The sequence below is a fragment of the Membranihabitans maritimus genome, from assembly GCF_021729145.1.
In the GTDB taxonomy this organism is placed as follows: domain Bacteria; phylum Bacteroidota; class Bacteroidia; order Chitinophagales; family Saprospiraceae; genus Membranihabitans; species Membranihabitans maritimus.
This window is the reverse complement of the sequence record NZ_JAJSLW010000004.1, coordinates 20,504-40,124: the sequence shown is the minus strand read 5'-3', so window position 1 is coordinate 40,124 and position 19,621 is coordinate 20,504. Positions and strand designations below refer to the sequence as shown.

Annotated in this window: 14 protein-coding genes; 7 read left to right on the top strand and 7 right to left on the bottom strand. The window is 40.3% G+C overall.

What is annotated here, in order from left to right; genetic code table 11:
• The first annotated feature begins 3 nt into the window (after positions 1-3).
• Both LVD47_RS05545 and LVD47_RS05540 read left to right on the top strand, forming a co-directional pair.
• On the top strand, positions 4-1,827 hold the full coding sequence (locus tag LVD47_RS05545; RefSeq protein ID WP_236974563.1) for an alpha/beta hydrolase-fold protein: 1,824 nt from the start codon (positions 4-6) through the stop codon (positions 1,825-1,827).
• A 35-nt stretch (positions 1,828-1,862) separates the two neighbouring features.
• On the top strand, positions 1,863-4,775 hold the full coding sequence (locus LVD47_RS05540) for a glycoside hydrolase family 2 protein (RefSeq protein ID WP_236974562.1): 2,913 nt from the start codon (positions 1,863-1,865) through the stop codon (positions 4,773-4,775).
• Here the strand turns inward: LVD47_RS05540 and LVD47_RS05535 are convergent.
• Positions 4,772-6,124, bottom strand: a complete 1,353-nt coding sequence (locus tag LVD47_RS05535) for a nucleoside hydrolase-like domain-containing protein (RefSeq protein WP_236974561.1) — start codon at positions 6,122-6,124, stop codon at positions 4,772-4,774. The two genes, LVD47_RS05540 and LVD47_RS05535, sit on opposite strands and share 4 nt — an antisense overlap.
• 106 nt (positions 6,125-6,230) lie before the next feature.
• Here LVD47_RS05535 and LVD47_RS05530 point away from each other — a divergent pair, with 106 nt between their 5' ends.
• Together LVD47_RS05530 and LVD47_RS05525 are read left to right on the top strand one after the other, a co-directional pair.
• Positions 6,231-7,769, top strand: coding sequence for a sulfatase family protein (locus tag LVD47_RS05530; RefSeq protein ID WP_236974560.1), 1,539 nt, complete (start codon positions 6,231-6,233; stop codon positions 7,767-7,769).
• Positions 7,770-9,557: an arylsulfatase gene (locus tag LVD47_RS05525; protein WP_236974559.1), complete on the top strand. Its 1,788-nt coding sequence runs from the start codon at positions 7,770-7,772 to the stop codon at positions 9,555-9,557.
• A gap of 326 nt (positions 9,558-9,883) precedes the next feature.
• Here the strand turns inward: LVD47_RS05525 and LVD47_RS05520 are convergent, their stop codons facing one another.
• From LVD47_RS05520 to LVD47_RS05510, 4 genes are read right to left on the bottom strand one after another with little or no spacing between them, the layout of a single operon-like run.
• Positions 9,884-10,111 carry an RpnC/YadD family protein gene (locus LVD47_RS05520; protein ID WP_236974558.1) on the bottom strand — a complete coding sequence of 76 codons (228 nt, stop codon included), beginning with the start codon at positions 10,109-10,111 and terminating at the stop codon, positions 9,884-9,886.
• Between the two features lie 20 nt (positions 10,112-10,131).
• Entirely contained in the window at positions 10,132-11,766 is a 1,635-nt protein-coding gene (locus LVD47_RS05515; RefSeq protein ID WP_236974557.1) for a DUF8614 domain-containing protein, read from the bottom strand.
• Between the two features lie 50 nt (positions 11,767-11,816).
• Entirely contained in the window at positions 11,817-12,137 is a 321-nt protein-coding gene (locus LVD47_RS24020; RefSeq protein WP_369427747.1) for a type II toxin-antitoxin system PemK/MazF family toxin, read from the bottom strand.
• On the bottom strand, positions 12,131-12,385 hold the full coding sequence (locus LVD47_RS05510; protein ID WP_236974556.1) for an AbrB/MazE/SpoVT family DNA-binding domain-containing protein: 255 nt from the start codon (positions 12,383-12,385) through the stop codon (positions 12,131-12,133). Before LVD47_RS05510 ends, LVD47_RS24020 begins: the two co-directional genes overlap by 7 nt.
• A gap of 168 nt (positions 12,386-12,553) precedes the next feature.
• Between LVD47_RS05510 and LVD47_RS05505 the strand changes: the two genes are divergently transcribed.
• Both LVD47_RS05505 and LVD47_RS05500 read left to right on the top strand, forming a co-directional pair.
• Entirely contained in the window at positions 12,554-13,141 is a 588-nt protein-coding gene (locus LVD47_RS05505) for a gluconate 2-dehydrogenase subunit 3 family protein (protein WP_236974555.1), read from the top strand.
• Positions 13,134-14,846 carry a GMC oxidoreductase gene (locus tag LVD47_RS05500; protein WP_236974554.1) on the top strand — a complete coding sequence of 571 codons (1,713 nt, stop codon included), beginning with the start codon at positions 13,134-13,136 and terminating at the stop codon, positions 14,844-14,846. The genes LVD47_RS05505 and LVD47_RS05500 overlap by 8 nt, the downstream gene beginning before the upstream one ends.
• Before the next feature lie 11 nt (positions 14,847-14,857).
• Here LVD47_RS05500 and LVD47_RS05495 read toward each other — a convergent pair whose 3' ends face one another.
• Both LVD47_RS05495 and LVD47_RS05490 read right to left on the bottom strand, forming a co-directional pair.
• Positions 14,858-15,310, bottom strand: a complete 453-nt coding sequence (locus LVD47_RS05495; RefSeq protein ID WP_236974553.1) for a hypothetical protein — start codon at positions 15,308-15,310, stop codon at positions 14,858-14,860.
• Between the two features lie 81 nt (positions 15,311-15,391).
• Positions 15,392-16,267, bottom strand: coding sequence for a helix-turn-helix domain-containing protein (locus LVD47_RS05490; protein ID WP_236974552.1), 876 nt, complete (start codon positions 16,265-16,267; stop codon positions 15,392-15,394).
• A gap of 122 nt (positions 16,268-16,389) precedes the next feature.
• Here LVD47_RS05490 and LVD47_RS05485 point away from each other — a divergent pair, with 122 nt between their 5' ends.
• Positions 16,390-19,617 carry a DUF1553 domain-containing protein gene (locus tag LVD47_RS05485; RefSeq protein ID WP_236974551.1) on the top strand — a complete coding sequence of 1,076 codons (3,228 nt, stop codon included), beginning with the start codon at positions 16,390-16,392 and terminating at the stop codon, positions 19,615-19,617.
• Positions 19,618-19,621 lie beyond the last annotated feature (4 nt).

Here is a 19,621-nt window from a genome sequence, read left to right as displayed (position 1 = left end):
AAAATGAAGGGATTCCACATATTGATTTTTTTGAGTTTAGTCCAATTTGGATATTCTCAGCAAGATATGAGTCACTACAGTGAAGTTTTCGGAAGAGACAAGCCGTATCGTATTTTCCTCCCGGAAAGTTATCAAGATACCGAAAGATCATACCCAGTTATTTATTACTTTCACGGGAACAAAGGGAGTCATAAATTAACAATGGATGGAGTCGCTGAATGGGTAAATGCTAATGACATTATTATTGTGGCGTGGAATGGGAAATCAGTTCCTGAAGACATCCGGCCTTACAATATTGGATTTCACTCAAACATCAATTATGAAGAACAGTTTAAGGATTATTTCCTTGAATTAGTGGAGCACATTGATACTAACTACAGAACCCAGGATCGACGAGAATCAAGAGGTGTAATAGGACATAGTATGGGAGGGATAATGTCTTTTTTTCTGGCCGGAAAATATCCACACATGATCAGTGCTTCGGCAAATTCAAAAGGGTCCCCTGAATTTTTTATTGGATATCCCGATAATCATACTTTGTACAGCGTGCGTTATTTATTTAAGAATTTATTGGGCGTACGTTTAAAGTTCTACAATAGTACCGAAGGTGAATTGGTTCACTTGAATAAAGAGGTACATAACGGGGCAATCCGGGAAAAAGAACTGAAATATGAATACGAGATAGCAGAAGGTGGTCATCAACTGCAACCGGAATTATTTAATGATGCACTGAATTTTATTGCAAGTTCTTTTAAACAACCTTTGTCAAAGCCAGAAAGGTGGCATCATGCTGATCTATATGCTGACTTTGATGTGTGGGGGTATTCTGTACGGAGTAATAAAAAGACCCCTGGATTTATCGAGCTAAGCGATGTAACTCAAGGAGGGTTTGAAATAGCTACGCGCGGATGGTTGCCATTGGGAGACCCTTTGGAGAATGTTGAGTTATCCATAGCTACAGCTGGAATTTATACACCTGATACTGAGTACAATCTTCTGGATTATAATAAATCAAACGAATCCGGGAAAGTTCGTACAATTAAAAGCGATCATTTGGGAAAGATCAATCTGGATGTTGATTATAAAAACAGGGTTTTTGGTATATTTCAGGAAGGAGGACCGGCTGAAATTGTGTCTGTAGATTACCTCGTAAATGGCGAAGGGCATTTTCTCCAGCACAATGAAGTGAGCCAATTGAAATTGAAACTTCTTAATAGAGGAGGATCCGATGCCGAAAATGTAAAGGTTACTTTAAGTACCGAAAATGAGGATGTGAAAATCAAGAATAAAGTTGTTAATTTAAAGGGTTTGGAGTCGACTGAAACGGAGTGGATAGATGCAGATTTTTTAATTACTGCAGAGAATAAACCCGTAATCGATGGTTCTCCGTTTAGAGTTCTGTTTAATATAAGAATGGAAGACGAAAATGGTAATACCTGGACGGATGAAATTGATATTCCTGTATTTTATGATGTACCTGTATTTACCAATATCGGTATTGATGACGGAGATAGTGAAATATTTGGAAGTGGTAATGGAAATAATATTGCTGAACCCGGAGAGAGAATTATGATTTACGAAGTAAGCCACAGGTCTAGATTGTATTACGACGATCCATATGTTAAAAAAGAAACATTACACATCGATTTGCAACCCGATAAATGGGGAGACGGGTACGCCGCTTCATCATTATTGAGGATATCCGAAGATTGTCCGCCAGGGCATCAAATCCGATTTTTGGCAAATTATGAAGAAAAGGAGTGGAAAACGATAAGAAGGAATGTGTATTGGGGAACATTTACCATTACAGTAGGTGCAAATGAATAATATTTTATTTGAGATAAAAGAATAACAAGGATTACATGAAAAAATTAGAGGCAGTTATTGGTTTTATATTTGTATTCCTGGTTGGGAGTGCATCCGCACAAGTCATTAGCAAGACTTTTGAAATGCGCCAGTTTACAAACGATCCGTCTGCCAATGGTGAAACTGATTTCAAAGGTGAAACCGAATGGATGGATACCGAAGGTCGAGTAAAATTTCTGAATCATTATGCGGATTTTTCTTCTCGTTATTTTAAAGATCAGAACCTGGATCGGAAGGTGGTGAAAGAGGAAGCAATAGATTCATTATTGAACAGTATTAAGCCACAACCGTTGCCGGATATCAGGAAAGAATGGGACCTTGAGAAATGGAAATCATTTGGTTACCGGGAAGGCCAGGAAAAAGAAAGCAGACAGTCTCATGGATTTTGGAGTGGTTTTCCCGGTGTAGAATTAGAAAACGGGGTGTTGATTTTGTCGGATGCTTTGATTGAGAAAGAATTTGAGCCCATGGACTGGAGGTTTAAGTTAGCGACAAAATTGAAGGCGAATCCGGAAAGTAATATAGTGTTTTCAATGTGCGATGGTAAGGAAGAAGTGGTTGTTCTGAAAATAAATGGAAATGGCGTGGTATCAGATGACCAGGGGAACGAAAGCAAGTTACCTGAAAGCCTGGAAGGCTGGATTGATTTAACGGTAGAAGGAGATATTGTAGAAGGAAGATTTAATTTACTAATTCATGGAGAAAAAGTCTTTGATTTTATTCCGTTTGTAAATGATAACCCTGAGAAGATCAATCGCATTACATTTCAAGTGGAGGGAAAAGTATCAATAAATGACATCTTACTCATGAATTATCGGAAGAAGGATAATGAACGTATACCTTATGTCCCAGAGGTGATCCTGGACGAAGAGTTTAGATTAAAATATAATCCCATTGGGTGGAATTCTTTGGATTTTGATGATAGTAATTGGGATGAAGTTCGTTTGCCAGCGGTTCATGGAGGGATTTTAGAGGAAGGTGAAGCGCTTTACCTTCGCAAGGAATTGGACCTGGATGAATTTGAAAGAGGGACATTGGAAATAGAGTCGCTGACTCCAGGTGGAGAAATTTGGATTAATGGGGATGCTGTAGCGGTGATAGATGCTAGGCATCCGAACGTCTTAGATGTCACCCCATACTTACGAAAGAATACGAAAAATATAATTGCGGTAAAAGTACGACCGTATCGATCAAATAATCCTATGACCCATTCACCTGCTGACCGAAATATAGGTTGGTTTCTGGATGAAACAAAATTGGTGTTAAGCAGTCAATGTATGATTAAAGGTGTGGATGCCTATACCAAAGAATTGGGGGAAGTGGCTCTTCAATCAAACAAGATCAGGATTGAATATCCAAGAAGTCAATATTTTGAGGGAAGCATTACAGTGAATTATTATCCCTGGTTTCCGGAAGAGGGGGGTGTTGTATCTTCAATGACAAGACGGGTAAGTATCAAACCTCGTGTATTAAATACGATTGCTATAGATTTACCTATAGAAAAACCTGAATTATGGCATCCCGGTCATCCGTATTTGTATAAAGTAGAAGTGATTTTGAAAGATAAAGATGGGAATGCTATAGACGATAAAGTAATCACTACAGGGATACGGACAGTAAGTCAGAGAGGAGGACACCTATATATTAATCAAAAAGTGGAAATGCTAAATGGTGTGCAGATCATGGGATTTAGGACTCCGGTTGAAGACTTGGCAAAATACAATCGTTGCCCCCCTGATGAAACCGTAGCGGAAGAAATGTTGATGGTCCGTAAAATGGATGCGAATTTACTTCGAATTCATGTTCACTCCGAAAAAGATACGGCGGATGGCATTAATGATGTCCGGTATGCGCGTATGGCTGATCAAATGGGTGTTTTTCTCATTTGGTCGACGGCAGGGTTTATCCGCGAAGGGGAGGCCTGGAATGTGGATTTTGAGGGATATCCCCAATATATGTCAAGGGTGATAAATCATCCTTCAATAGTAATGTGGGAAGCATCCAATCATCCGAACCGGTTTAAAGATCATGATATATCAGATTCTCATGAATACATAAGTAGGATTTATAATACAATTTACAGCAGGGATGCCAGTCGCCTGATTTCGCCTACGTCATTTTGGCAACATACGCACTACGGAAATTATCAAGGGGATACGACCTATACCGGACTGCCAATGAATCCGGTTCCGGAATATCATGCACCTTTGATGACCAGAGGGAGCCAGGATGCATATACGGGGTATGGGGCTGAATGGACAAAATTACGGAAAGCACCCAATGAGTGGGCTGCTTCTTGTCTTGTTGCCGGAGAAAAGGCATACTTTAATTTTGAGCACGAAGAATCGGCCGGACAACCCAACTGGGAATTGTCCAAAGGGAAGCCCTGGTATAAGGTTCAATCGTATGAATGGTCTTATGAAGAAGGTAGTATCGGTAGAAAATTGCAGGCAAGTGAATGGAGAGCCAGTCAGGCGTGGCAGGCTTTTTCAGCCTGGGAATCGATGAAAAAGCAAATGTTGCTGGGGTACGATGGATTTTCATGGTGTTCATTAAGAGGAGGGGCGAATTCCGGTACATATCAAAAGCCTTTAATTGATAACCTTGGATATCCCAAACTGGCATTTTATACAAATAAGATGGTTTTTCAAAGAACCTGGGCTGGAAGTGATAATGTGGATGTGGTATATGGACCAACAGATGAAATCCGACCTGTTATCCATCATTTGGGAAACTCGGAAAAGGTTAATCTTCATGTAAAACTTGTAGACGAAAATAATACAACGATAGAACAAAAGGAATTCAAAAATATTGATCTGAAAGAAGGACGGGATGTTGTTAAAATGGCTCCTTTCCGATTTAAAAATATGAAGAACGGTTTCGGGTATATTATATACGAGATTTTTTAATCGTTTATTTGAAATACAATCCTCTTATACCCTGTTAATGCTGGGTTACCACTATCCAATACTTCCAAAATGAGGTGAATCTCCTTTCCCGAAAAATCTTCGGGTATGGTAAATTGACAATTTTGACCATCGCTAGTAATCTTTCCGGTAAAAGGGATGTTCCCACTAATTTCTTCGTAGATAAACCAATTGAAAATAAGTCTATCCCCATCTGGATCCCGGCTTTCAGAAGCGTCCAGAGAGACGGTTTTACCCGGTTGGATAGATAGTATCATTGGCGTGGGATCTTGATGGCCATTTACCGAAACAATGGGATTGTGGTTTGCATATTCAGGTTCTTTAATGCACCAATCCAGTCGGGCCATAAAGTCTTTTTGAAATGTGGGGCGCCACCTCGATACGGTGTGTCTTTCATTGAGCTCGCCATTCAAAAAATCCTGTGCATCAATATAAAGGCAGTTCTTTAGCAACCGGAACCGGCCACCCCACCCTCCCCATTCCGGGCGGTCTGGGTCGTGCAGGCCGTTGGAAATGAGTCCGAGAAATGAAGGGGAATCGCCTTCTTTCATTCCATTGGTGCCATGACCGGATAAGGGGTAGGTGTTACTCAAAGCTCCATGATTGTGGACATTTTCTCTTACCCAATCAGCATTTTGCAGACTTTGGTCACCGGTCATATACATACCGCGAAATGCAGATATTTCGCGTATACCGAACTGCCCAAAAAAGGCAAAGGCATCAGCTATAAATCCTATGTGCGGAAAATTACTTAAGATATAATCCCTGTGTTTATCCTGGTCACCGATAGAATGTACCCGAATCTTTTGACAGAAAGCTTTGACTTCATCTGGTGAGTGATCTTGCTCATACTTCCACAATGCCTGGGCTAATTCTCTCAATCCACCCCAGACCGGGATGTTAATTATAGCTTTGGATTTATCTACTATATTTATAATTGCATTGGAAGCTTCCGTATCGAATCCTTCTCCTATATCGTGTTGATTGCCCTGGCCTTCTTTGATGATTGATAATAAGTAGCCGGAGGTGGGGAATTCCGGAGAATGTTTAATTAAATTCGGATAGGTTTTGCCATAAGCTTTGATTTGGTTTTCAAGAATTTCAGGTTTTATATCTTGACCATGTCCCAATCTGCTGGTTACGCAGATCGCCTGAAGGTCAAGTTCATTGGAATAGAGCAGTAAACGTACCATGCTTTGTTCATCATCCGGATCTCCCCCTATATCGGTGAGTACAATGACTTTGGGTTTTTCCTGACTAATGTCGTGTGTAAATGAGATTGTTATGTTTATTGTCAGGAATACGATTAGTGTTGTGTGTAAATTCTTCATGATTTAGTTATTCGGATGATATTTTGTGCTGATTGTTATTTTCTATATTACATTTGCAATTGATTATTATGACCTGATAGAATTAATTGAACAAGAATCGCAGCTTATGTTTAAGAAAGGCAAATTTAATTTTTTAATTTTTCTTCTAATATGTTCGGGAGCTTTGTTTTCGCAAAATAATGGGCCCAATGTAGTGATCATTTTTGCCGATGATATGGGATATGGTGATGTTTCAGGATTAAATCCCGAAGCGCGGACTGAGACGCCTAATATTGATTACCTTATTGAAAATGGAATTACTTTCTCGGAAGCCCATGCAAGTGCTTCGGTGTGTACGCCATCTCGCTATGGGTTATTGACTGGCAGGTATGCTTTTCGGGGTGCGGCGCGCCGGGTGGTAAATGGATTTGGTGGGCCTGTAATCAATAGAGATAGAAAAACCCTGGGGAATATATTCAAAGAATCGGGGTACGTAACAGCCTGTATCGGGAAATGGCATTTGGGAGTGGAATGGCAGACAAAAAATGGAAGGAAGCCTGAGTATCTTCAAGAATCCGGGAAGTCCAATGTAGATTATTCCAGACCTATATTAACCGGTCCTAATGATTTTGGATTTGACTATTCTTTTGTTCATACTGCTTCTTTGGATATGCCTCCGTATTTGTTTATAGAGGATCATCAAGTGGTGGACAATCAAATAGTATTGACTTCGGATGTTTATGAGTCTGAAAAAGATAATACTGAATATGCCTGGGACAAAAAACATACGAGGGAAGGGGATGTGTATTGGCGTAAGGGAGTTTGGTGGCGAAAAGGTGAGATGTCTGAATCGTTCCGAATAGAAAATTGTTTGTCTGAAATTCTGGATAATGGAATTGAATATATTACTAGACGTAAATCTTCACCGTTTTTCCTCTACCTTCCGTTGACGGGGCCCCATACCCCCTGGATGCCTACGGATGAATTCCAAGGTAAATCACCCATTGGGGATTACGGAGACTTTATTTTGAATATTGACCATGTGGTGGGAGAAGTAATCAAAGCACTTAAGAATACCGGGGAATTTGATAATACCATTATTGTATTTTCCAGCGACAACGGAGCTTATTGGCCGGAAGAAGAAATAAGATTGCAGGGTCACGATTCGAATTGGGGAAGGCGCGGTCAAAAAGGAGATGTATGGGATGGCGGTCATCGTGTTCCATTAGTGGTTCATTGGCCTGATGAGATTAGAGAATCTTTTGAATACGATGGGTTAACGAGTCTTACGGATTGGTATGCGACATTTGCGGATTTCTTAGATTATGATTTGGGTAGGGAAGAAGGAGAAGACAGTTATAGCTTTTTGCCCGTTATAAAAGGAAATAAAGAACACCATAGGAATACCATGATCCACCAGGGATCTAATGGAATGTATGCCTATCGCAAAGGAGATTGGAAATATATTGACGGTCTCGGTTCCGGAGGGTTCACGGCTCCTTCGAGGTTAGAGCCAAGTGATAATGGGGTTCAGGGGCAGCTGTATAACATGTCAGATAATGTAAAAGAATCCCAGAATAGATATGATACTCAAAGGGAAATGGTTCAAGGGATGAAAACTGAAATGGAGGAACAAATTGAAATGGGAAGGAGCAATAAAAATTAAATGATGATAAGTCCTTTAAAGGAAATGTGTTTTTGGCAATATTGCAGTTTGTTTCTTGGAGCAATTAATATAATTAGCTGCCAATCCTCATCTAAGGAAGAAGGCATGATTCCTCCCAATGTCATTGTGATTTTGTCCGATGACCAGGGATGGGGAGATTTGAGTATTACAGGCAATACAACATTGCAGACGCCCAATATTGACCGTATTGGAAAAGAAGGAGCGTTGCTTAGCCGGTTTTATGTGAGCCCGGTTTGTTCTCCTACCCGTGCAGAGTTTTTGACGGGGCGTTATCATACTCGAATGGGGGTTTATAGTACATCTGCCGGGGGTGAAATGATGGATTTGGATGAAAAGACAATTGCGCAGGTATTTCAGGAAGCCGGATACGCTACTGCTGCATTTGGAAAATGGCACAATGGTATGCAATTTCCCTATCACCCCAATGCCAGGGGGTTCGAGGAATATTATGGGTTTTGTTCAGGGCACTGGGGAGATTATTTCAGCCCACCATTGGACCACAACGGGGAATTGGTAAAGGGAAACGGTTATTTAACGAATGATTTTACCGACCATGCCCTCGACTTTATGGCAGATAATAAGGATCAACCTTTTTTCATGTATGTGGCATACAACACCCCCCATGCACCTATGCAGGTGCCCGATCGATGGTGGAAAGATATGGTTTCTCGAAATCTCAACCAGTATACGGATGACCGGTTTGAAGAGGACACCCTGTTTACGAAAGCGGCTTTGGCCATGTGTGAGAATATTGACTGGAATGTGGGACGGATTCTGGATCAATTGGATGAAAGCAAACTGGCTGAGAATACTATTATTCTTTACTTTTCGGATAACGGCCCCAATAGTTATCGATATAATGCTGGGTTTAAAGGGCGGAAGGGGTCGATAGACGAAGGGGGTGTCAGGTCTCCTTTTTTGATCAGATATCCCGGGAATATTCCTGAAGGGATTGAGGTTTCGGCATTGTCCGGGGCGATTGACTTGCTCCCTACTTTGGCTGATTTTTCGGGAATTGAAGTAAGTACTGAAAAGAAGTTGGATGGTGTTTCGCTAAAGTCCGTATTGACAAATAGTGCATCGCCTGAAGATCGCTATTTGTATTCCTATTGGAAAGGAAAAGCGGGAGTGCGTACCCAAAAGTATTTGTATACGCATCAAGATGAATTATATGACATTGAAGAAGATCCCGGGCAAAGAAATAATATTACGGAAGATGATGCTTTAAAAGGGGAAATGGAAGGACTATTGACAGCATGGGTTAACAAAGTAGAAAGTGAACAAAATATAGAGGAACGACCTTTCCCACTGGGACATCCCGCCGCCGAAATTACTCAGATGCCGGCTCGAGATGGCATAGCACATGGTGGAATACAGCGATCGAACAAATACCCCAATTGTTCATTTTTTACTAATTGGAAGAAATTGGAAGATAGGGTTACCTGGGATGTCAATGTGTGGGAAAGCGGTATTTTCGAGGTTGAATTGTATTACACTTGCCCGTCGGAAGATACCGGAGCCACTGTCCAATTGTCTATAGGGGAGCAGTCTTTGAAATATCAGGTTGAGGAAGCTCATGACCCCCCACTTCGTGGGATGGAAAATGACCGTGTTCAAAGGCCTGAATCTTATGTAAAGGACTTTAAGAAAGTGAGCATGGGAACTATTCAATTAGATGGGGGACGCGGTGTTTTGGAATTGAAAGCCATGGATATACCGGGAGAGTCCGTAATGGATTTTCGGTTATTGGTTTTTAGAAAGATATAAACATTAAGATGTTGAGAGCTTAATTGTACTTAAATTAGCTATAGTAATGGATAAAAGCAAGTTGTAATTCTTGCACGGTTTTTCTCTTTTTCAACAGCATATGTAGCGAAAAAACGTTAAGAATTTTCGAAGCCTTGGAGAAAATTTAGCTTTTTTGATACGGTTTTTGCTTGGAAAGCAAAAAATGCCTTTGAAAAAGTGCCCTTTCTTTTGTTTCGTTTTCTTTGGGCACGCAAAGAAAATGAATAAAATTCTGAAGTATAACAACTTGTGAATATTGTTCGTCGTATTGCTTAAACATTATTTACCTTAACTAAGAGGTTACCTTAACTAAGAGGGGGAGATAATCTATTTCTTACTTTTTTTACATAGTCAGACGATACTTCCAGGACTTTACAAATAATATCGTCATTGAATCCTTCCCGGATCATATTTTCTACTGCTGTAAATTCTTTTCGTTCGATACCTTGTTCGATGCCTTCACGGCGAAGTTGATCTGCAAAACTCATCATTTCGCCTTTTATTGAAGTCGGTAATTCTTTTATCTTTTTCATAACATCCGATTTTTTCGTTTTTATAATCCTAAAATCTTCACTCCCTGCTCAAAAACCACATCCACAGGTATTCCTTGGGCATTGACCCGGTCCAGGGCTTTTTGCAGGCTCGTGCCCATTTGACCTTTTTCTTCCATTAGTTGGGTGATTTTTTCATAATCCCCATTGCCTTGTATGGTGAGTATCAGTTCACTCAGGCTTTTCATTGCTTCCTGCATGGCTTCAAAATCTACCGAATAATGCCCCGTTGATTCGTCATAACTAAAAGCACCTTTTTCTTCGAAGTAGTTAAACCGCAACATATTAGCCCTGCCGTGGGCACTACTGGCACCAAACCGGGAACTGCGAAATATGCTGGCCAGGAAAGTGACATAATTGTCCATAAGTTGTTCTTCGGGAAACTCTCCTATTTCAGCCATTTTAGTGATCATATATAGCCCCAGTATATCTGCTTTACCTTCTTCGAGCGCACCGGCCTGTTCTTTTAATGCTTCTCGTACGGTTCCTTTTCCATTAATCGTATTTTTTATACCCAACCCGTGGGCTACTTCATGGAACATAGTATTTCCAAAGAAAGCGTCAAAAGTGATATGTTCTCGCTGTTCGGGAATTATAAGTTCTTTGGAAATAGGAACCAGTATTTTATCGAATTTGGCTTGCATAGCATTTTTCAACTGAAGGCGGCGCGTCCCTTTTTCCAATTGAACTTTTTCGTCGTTGGGGAGGTTAATGGCAATGGTTTTGCTGCCGGCATTACAATCGCCGGCATAGTAAATGGCATCATAGGCATTTAGATCACTATCTGTGCCCGGAACTTCCTTTTTGTATTCTTCGGATACGGGTAGTCCTTTCTGCAGTTGAGGGAGAAGTTTGGCATATTTGGACAATCTTTTGCTCCACGTTTTATCCTTTATTAGTACATACGCTTCAAAAGCTGCTTTTGCCCCCAATAGCTGATCTTCATAAGTTTCTATAGGACCTACGACAAAATCGATGTCGTTCTCTTTCATATCCATCCAGGCCATATCACTTGCCAGGTAATCATCGGATAGCAAGGCTTTTGCTCTTAATTGCAGGTATTTTTTGAACCCCGGATCCTCAGCTAAATTCGCTGCTTGTTGTAATTTTGAAGTGGCAATGGTCAGTTGATCACCGAAAAATTCGCTATAGGGAATTGCTTCCAAGGTTCCTTTTTCATCTCTGCGGACCATGGAATACAGTCCAGTATAATCTTCTCCGGCATTTTCTAAATCTTCTTTGGTTATGTCTTTTGGGTAAAGGTTTGCCCCGGCAGGCTTGGGCCCTATGTTCTCTATGAAAGGGGTATTCCCATTGAGTCTATCCCAGGGACCGTAGTTAATTTTTGTATACTTTATTAAATTAGAGTCCTCGATTTTTGATAGTAATTCATTTTTGTCACCATAGGCCTGAATCCAGAAAAGGTCATCCATTATTGTCGCTGTTTCGATCAGCAATGGGATCATTTTCTTTTGATTTTCTGATAAGTGGGACAGGTCCGATGTTAAGGTGAAAGAGGTATAATTGTTTATAAGGCTGTCGGAAGTGGGTACTATAGTTGATGAAGGAGATTTATTGTCTTGGTCCTGGCAGCTCAAGAATAAGACGGGAAGAAGTAAAATTAGGATTGATCTCATAACAGAGTTTTACTTAAAAATACAATTAAATTAGAAGTTATGAATTTCAGTTAGTCAATTAAAAATTCTTGTAACACCTGTTTTGTTTCCAAAATTTTCTCATTTGGTAATATCCCAGCTCTGCCTTTAATTCTTTTTTTGTCTACTGTTCTTATTTGATCAAGACAAATTTGGGCATGTTTATTTAAAAAAATAAAATTGATTCTGCTTTTATAGCTTTTGTTCGACGAGGTTAATGGTGCAACAATGATTGTTCGCAAAAAACGATTGGCCTCATCTGGGGAGATAATCAGACAGGGGCGGATTTTATTAATTTCGCTTCCAATAGTGGGATTGAGGTTGACCCAATATATTTCATATCTTTTTACCATGTCCAGTCCTCAAAATCTTCATCTTCGAATACATCAGGTATGAGCAACTCGTCGTCACCATTTTCATGCATCTTCTTAAAAGACTCCTCCCAACCTTCCCTTGGTTTTTTCTTTTTTGAAGGTCGCACGATCAGTTTTTCATTTTCCATCTCCAGTTGTACGGAATCCTCCAACCCTAATAATTTAATGATATTGGCCGGAATAATGATGCCTTTTGAATTACCTATCTTTATGATATTTGCTTCCATATTTCTATCTATTGAAGGACATTAAAACAATGTTATAACTTTTTTAATATCCAAAAAGTTTCATGTTGGATAGACAGATTCCAAATTCTATGAAATTTTTATCATGAGAATTTTTGTCCTATCTTAACCGGATGATTTGCATGAAGCAACTTCGAAATCCATTACACGATGAATAGACGAACAGTACTCAAACAGTTAGCTGTCATGACCGGGGGCATGGTTTTGGTCCCGTCTTGTGATTTTTCCAGAAACGATATACTATCGGCCTACGACCAACTAAAAGTGACGCAGGGAGAGGTGAATATTCTTGCGAAACTGTGCGAGACGATAATTCCTTCCGGCGAAGCTATAAAAGGTGCGGATGACCTTCATATCAAAGATTTTGTATTGGTTATGATGAATGATTGTTATTCTAAAGATGATCAGATGGCCTTTACAAAAGGATTGAAAAACTTTAATACTTTTACCAGGTCGGTAAGCGGTAAATCTTTTGAAGATATGGATAAGGATGAATCGAAAGAGCTGGTTCTTAAAGTATTGAACAAGGATATAGATACATCTAAGTTTGAAAACAATGAAGAGTACACCATGGAAGACATTAATTCCTTTGTAAATCGGACCAAGCAATTAACAGTGCAGGGTTTTATGGCTTCTGAGTATATAATGACGGGGATTATGCCATATCAGCTGGTGCCCGGCGGATTTAGTGGAAAAGTAAAAATTAAAGAAGGAGAAAAAGTAAATGTTAATGGCTAATTTGAATATAGATAGTAGGAAAGAAAGGACCTTCGATGCTATTGTGATTGGTTCCGGAATGAGTGGGGGATGGGCTGCAAAGGAATTTACGGAGAAGGGATTAAAGACCCTTGTATTGGAAAGGGGGCGTGAAGTCAAACATCTGCAAGATTATCCTACTACCAATTTACAACCGTATGAATTGGAGCACCGCGGAAAAGTAAAGCAAAAAATCAGGGAAGATAATCCGGTAGTAGCCCGGTGCTATGCTTTTCGGGAAGACACGCAACATTTCTTCGTAAAAGATCAGGAGCACCCATATGTCCAGGAAGAGCCATTTGATTGGATACGTGGTTACCAGACCGGAGGGAAATCATTGCTCTGGGCACGTCAGGTCCAGCGATGGAGTGATTATGACTTTGAAGGACCAGACCGGGATGGTTTTGTTGTGGATTGGCCGATTCGGTACAAAGATTTGGCTCCGTGGTATAGTCACGTGGAAAAATTTGTTGGTGTTTCGGGAAATAAAGACGGATTAGATAATCTGCCGGATGGAGAGTTTTTACCACCTATGGAATTAACTGCGGTAGAGCAATATTTTAAAAACCACATAGCTGAAAAATACGACGACCGGAGCATAATTATAGGCCGTTGCGCTCATATTACCGGAAACTTTGAATATTACGCCAAGCAGGGACGAGGAGGTTGCCAACATAGAAATTTGTGCCAACGCGGGTGCCCATTCGGGGGCTATTTTAGCAGCAATTCTTCCACTTTGCCCTGGGCGGAAAAAACAGGCAACCTGACGATGCGTCATCATTCCGTAGTAGAATCTATTATTTACGATGAGAAAAAAGGTAAAGCTACCGGTGTCAGGGTAATCGATGCCAATACAAAAGAAGCTGTGGAATATTATGCAAAGGTCATCTTTGTCAATGCCAGTGCGTTGAATACCAATTTGATTTTGTTGAATTCTACTTCAGATAGATTCCCGGAAGGGTTGGGGAATGACAATGGGCTTTTGGGTAAATACGTAGCGTTTCACAATTATCGCGCACGGATTTCCGGTGAATACGATGGTTTGTTAGAGTATAGGACCGAAGGACGTAGGCCAAACGGTGGATATATTCCACGGTTTCGCAATGTAAGGAGGCAGGAGACGGATTTCCTGAGAGGATATGCCGCCGGTTTTAGTGGGTTCAGAAAAATCCATACGGATCATAGTGGTGTAGGAGAAGAGCTGAAAAATCAGTTATTAAACCCTGAATACGGTCCCTGGAGAGTAGGGTCGCACATGATGGGCGAAACAATTCCCAAAGAGTCTAATTATGTCAATTTAGATCCGGAACAAAAAGATGAATGGGGCATTCCACTTTTGAATGTTTCTGTAAAGTATGATGATAATGATGAGGCAATGATCAAGGATTACCTGGAGCAATTAACCGAAATGTTTGAAAGTGCCGGGTTTACCAATATAAGTGTCAGAGATGACCACAGGGTTCCAGGACTGGATATTCATGAAATGGGAGGAGTCCGGATGGGAAAGGAGCCCGAGACATCTCTGTTGAATAAGTGGAATCAATTGCATGCCTGTCCCAATGTATATGTAACGGATGGGGCATGCATGACATCTACAAGTACTCAGAATCCATCTTTAACCTACATGGCATTTGCTGCCCGTTCAGCGAACCATGCTGTTGACGAATTAAAGAAAATGAATTTGTAAATACTTATGATTTATCGGGACAATCTCAATAAATGGAAAATAGTCTCACCATTTTCATCCGGTAAATGAAATAGGAATCTGTCGTCGGCCATACGTGTAATATAACCCACCATTTCTTTAGGGATATGATCTCCCGGGTCACTTAATGTAACTATAAGTTGATATTCTGCTTCGCGGTTGTGGTGATGGTGAGCGGAAATATGGTGCATTTCCCAGGATCCCCAGGAATTATAGTTCGCAGACAAGTTCTTATATTGGGCCCGGGAATTATAATGCAGGTCCAATATCATTTCCCCTGTTGATTGAGTTATGTCTTTTTGTTGTAGGTTCCCGTATTCTTTGTAATATATTTTTTCTGCTTTCCAGGACCCTGTTACCCGGTCTTCTTTCAATCTAATTCCTTCTTCAGGAATGCATGCCAATGACAATACCATCATTAGCGAAATGATAATATACCCTTTCATGTAATCGTATTTTATATATTCTACAGGACTCCAATAAATGAGAGTCCTTAACCTACAAAGATAGCAATTTTAAAATTATTTCTATACTTTCCACCGATTGGTTCGATATCTTCCCGGTGGTACGTTGAATCTACGTTTGAATAACCTTGAAAAATAGTGAATATTTGAAACTCCACACATTTCTGCAATGTGGGAAATTGGGATATCAGTAGTAGTCAATAATAATTGAGCCCTTTCCAGCCGCTTATTGTTGATATAGTCGATAGGGCTGATTCCCATAATTTTTTTGAACATTCGGGAAAAATGATCGGGAGATAAATGGTTGTCCGCTGCGAGCTGGTTTACGGTTAGTTTTTGATTTAAATTTCTATTAATAAATCGCAAGGTAGGTGTGATTCTGTGTATGGAGTGCTTGTTTTTTGTATTGGTATTGGATGTGAAATCATTGATAAATCTTGAAAATAATTGCTGAAGAATCCCCTGGCTTTCAAGTTGGATACTTGTATTACGATTAGAATTTAATTGGTTAAAACTAAGAAGGTCGGGACGGTTGTCGTATGCTTTTGGATCGTATTCAGCAATGGCTTTGTGGGGATTGATTTCTAATAGTCTGGAAAATATTTGATTGTCAATTTCCGTGGCCTTTTTTTCGTAATTAAAATCCGCAACATCATAGATGGAAAACCCTTCATCCGTTTCTTCAAGAAAACTTATATAGTATTGATCCATAAAGGTATCACAGTGATAATGGCTGTATGTAAAACTGGGGATTAAATACAGATATCCGGCATTTAAATTGTATTTTCTTTCATTGTGAAATACCCATCCTGTACCTTTCGTAATGAGGTATAACCTTGAGAAAGGACTTATCACGTTTTTATATTGCCAACTATCATCCAGCTGTGCATATCCAACGTGTAAAAGACCTAATTTTAAACTCTTAAGAATATTGTGCATAGTATCAAAATATCGGATTTGTGTAAAAGATACTCAAAATCCTGTAATATAAAGTAGAAAGGTAATTCTTATATTTAGCTTTATTATTTTGAATATATAGGTGACGAAATAATATTCATTATATGAAAGTACTAAATCGGAAATATTTATTTGTAGATATATTTTTTTATGGGCTTCTGATAGCCACGGGATTTCAAAGTTGCACTGAAGGCAAGCCGGAGGTATATTCAGAATTAGAAGCTCAATTACCTGAAAAAATCGATTATAATCTTCACGTAAAACCCATTCTTTCGGATAAATGTTTTTTTTGCCATGGTCCTGATAAGAACAGTCAGAAAGCGGGGTTGGATTTATCGAACCCGGAAAGCGCTTTTGCTTCATTGGAAAGCTCAAGGAATAAACATGCTGTTGTCCCGGGGAAATGGTCCCAAAGCGAATTGGTACATCGTATTATCTCGGATGACCATGAACGGCTTATGCCACCACTGGAATCCAATCGGGAATTATCGGAGAAAGAAAAAGCTATACTAATCAAGTGGATCGATCAGGGAGCTGAGTATAAACCTCACTGGGCATTTATTCCACCGGAAAATGTAGTTCTACCCGGCGTAAAAAATACTGCATGGATAAAGAACGGAATAGACCATTTTGTTCTGAAAAAGTTGGAAGATAAAGGGATGGAACCGTCACCTGAAGCGTCTAAGGAAACGCTGATCCGAAGAGTGACATTGGACTTGATCGGTTTGCCTCCTACACTTGAAGAAATTGATGCTTTTTTGAAAGATGACACACCCGGTGCTTATGAAAAAGTAGTAGATCGGCTTCTGCGATCAAAAAGATACGGGGAAAAAATGGCAGTATCCTGGATGGATTTATCTCGTTTTGCAGATACCCATGGATACACGGTGGATCGATATAGACCTATGTGGCCCTGGCGGGACTGGGTGATCGAAGCCTTTAATGGGAATATGCCGTATGATGAATTCGTGACCTGGCAGTTGGCGGGTGATTTGCTTCCGGATGCTACCAAAGAGCAGCGTTTGGCTACAGCATTTAATCGCAATCATTCACAAAATATGGAAGGGGGAATCGTCAATGAAGAATTCCGGGTAGAATATGTTGCTGACAGGACCAACACTTTGGGTACAGCGTTCTTGGGTGTGACTATGGAGTGTGCCCGGTGCCACGATCATAAATATGACCCCATATCCCAAAAAGATTACTACAGCGTTTTTGGTTTTTTTAATAACATTGATGAAGTAGGACAAATTTCCTGGGACAATGCTATGCCGGTTCCTACCATGATGTTGACAGATGAAAAAAAGGATAGCATAATAACCTTTTTAGATTCTGAAATTGAGCAAGCAAGAGCGGAATTGGATGGTATTAAAAATCGGAATAAAAGCAAATTCAATGAGTGGGCCGGAAATGAATCGGAGAACTATAATTTTGAAAAAGAAGCTGGTTTAGTCGCTCATTTCACTTTTGATAAATTTGATAAAGGCGTTACCAAAGATAAATTGAACCCTGATATTCAAGGAGAGGTTTTAGATCCTAAAGTAGTGAAAGGTAGAGTGGGAAATGCATTTCAATCCAATGGAGATGATATTCTTAATCTAGGGCCGACAGGCGTTTTTGGGCGTGGAGATCCGTTTTCAATCGGACTCTGGATAAATATCCCGGAAGACCTGACCAAGGGAGTAGTTTTTCATAAAGGTAACGGGGATATCCTGTATAATTTTAGAGGTTACTTTTTAAATATTAAAGGAAACAAGGCCGAAATACTGATGGCTCACACCTGGCCATATAATAGTATTGTAAAAGTTAGTCAAAATGAACTCCCGAAAAACGAATGGATCCATGTTTTGATGACATATGATGGTTCTGGTAAAGCAGAAGGGATTCGTTTTTATCTCAACGGTGAAGAGAAGGATTTGGTTACCGAAAATGACAATTTATATAAAGGGATACTCTTTAACAACGGAGGATTGATGAAGGGAGAACAGCCGGGGCTTCAATTAGGAGCCGATTGGAGAGGAAAAGGATTTACAGATGGATTGATGGACGACTTGTTAGTTTATGATCGGGAATTGACATCTATAGAAGTTTTGCAATTGTGGAATTTATATCAAGGCAGAAGTGGTAGTGAAAATATTGACTCACAGGACCCGGATATGTATGCTGAATTATATTTTAATCGGTTTTCTGAGGAGTACAAACAGCAAAAGGACGAACTCCGTAAGGCCCGTAAGAAAAAATTTGATTTTGTAGAAAATATCCCCGAAATAATGGTCATGGATGAAATGGAAGATCCGCGTACAACCTATGTATTGGAACGAGGGGAATACGATGCTCACGGGGAAGAAGTGCAGCCCGATGTTCCTGACCATATTATGCCTTTCCCGGATTCATTGCCTGAAAACAGGCTGGGACTCGCCAAATGGTTGTTTCATCCGGACCACCCACTTACATCGAGGGTCGCAGTAAATCGATTCTGGCAATCGTTTTTTGGGCGGGGAATTCATAAAAATATCGATGACTTTGGAAACCAGGGAGGACTTCCGTCCAATCTCCCATTACTGGATTGGTTGGCTAATGAATTTGTATCATCGGGATGGGACATAAAAGCTATGCAAAAATTGATCGTAATGTCTGCTACGTACCGTCAATCCTCACTAGCTACAGAAAAGTTGATGGGGGAAGATCCCGAGAATGTTCTACTGGCACGTGGCCCTTCTTCTCGTTTATCCGCTGAACTGATCAGGGACGGAGCATTGGCGGCCAGTGGATTGATGTCTGGGGAAATCGGTGGGCCAAGTGTGAAACCCTATCAGCCCGAAGGAGTTTGGGAAGTAGTGAGTGCAAACTACAATGAAGGAACAGGGGACGAACTTTATCGTCGCAGTTTATATACTTTTTGGCGGCGAACGGTACCACCGCCTTCCATGAATACTTTTGATGCTCCTTCGAGAAGTTATTGTACGGTGCGCAGGCAAGAAACGAATACACCCCTGCAGGCATTAGTGTTGTTAAATGATCCCCAATTTTTGGAAGCTTCCAAAGTTGTTTCGGAAAAAGCTTTAAAAGCTGCTTCAGAAGCAGAGGAACAAATTGTGTATATGTTTAGACTGTTAACTGCCCGCAAACCCGTAGAAAAGGAATTGAAGATAATGGTGGATCTTTACAATAAGCAATATGAAAAATTTCAAAAGAATTCTTCCGGGGCGGAAAGTTGGGTTAACATTGGACAATATCGGACAGACCCAAAGTCGGATCCGGCGGCATTGGCAGCCGGTACAGTGGTGGCTAATACTATTATGAATTCAGACGCTTATATTACTAAACGATAAATTT

Coding starts and splice junctions, on each gene's coding strand:
- LVD47_RS05545 (WP_236974563.1), top strand. CDS start 4: ATGAAGGGATTCCACATATTGATTTTTTTGAGTTTAGTCCAATTTGGA.
- LVD47_RS05540 (WP_236974562.1), top strand. CDS start 1,863: ATGAAAAAATTAGAGGCAGTTATTGGTTTTATATTTGTATTCCTGGTT.
- LVD47_RS05535 (WP_236974561.1), bottom strand. CDS start 6,124: ATGAAGAATTTACACACAACACTAATCGTATTCCTGACAATAAACATA.
- LVD47_RS05530 (WP_236974560.1), top strand. CDS start 6,231: ATGTTTAAGAAAGGCAAATTTAATTTTTTAATTTTTCTTCTAATATGT.
- LVD47_RS05525 (WP_236974559.1), top strand. CDS start 7,770: ATGATGATAAGTCCTTTAAAGGAAATGTGTTTTTGGCAATATTGCAGT.
- LVD47_RS05520 (WP_236974558.1), bottom strand. CDS start 10,111: ATGAAAAAGATAAAAGAATTACCGACTTCAATAAAAGGCGAAATGATG.
- LVD47_RS05515 (WP_236974557.1), bottom strand. CDS start 11,766: ATGAGATCAATCCTAATTTTACTTCTTCCCGTCTTATTCTTGAGCTGC.
- LVD47_RS24020 (WP_369427747.1), bottom strand. CDS start 12,137: ATGGTAAAAAGATATGAAATATATTGGGTCAACCTCAATCCCACTATT.
- LVD47_RS05510 (WP_236974556.1), bottom strand. CDS start 12,385: ATGGAAGCAAATATCATAAAGATAGGTAATTCAAAAGGCATCATTATT.
- LVD47_RS05505 (WP_236974555.1), top strand. CDS start 12,554: ATGAATAGACGAACAGTACTCAAACAGTTAGCTGTCATGACCGGGGGC.
- LVD47_RS05500 (WP_236974554.1), top strand. CDS start 13,134: ATGGCTAATTTGAATATAGATAGTAGGAAAGAAAGGACCTTCGATGCT.
- LVD47_RS05495 (WP_236974553.1), bottom strand. CDS start 15,310: ATGAAAGGGTATATTATCATTTCGCTAATGATGGTATTGTCATTGGCA.
- LVD47_RS05490 (WP_236974552.1), bottom strand. CDS start 16,267: ATGCACAATATTCTTAAGAGTTTAAAATTAGGTCTTTTACACGTTGGA.
- LVD47_RS05485 (WP_236974551.1), top strand. CDS start 16,390: ATGAAAGTACTAAATCGGAAATATTTATTTGTAGATATATTTTTTTAT.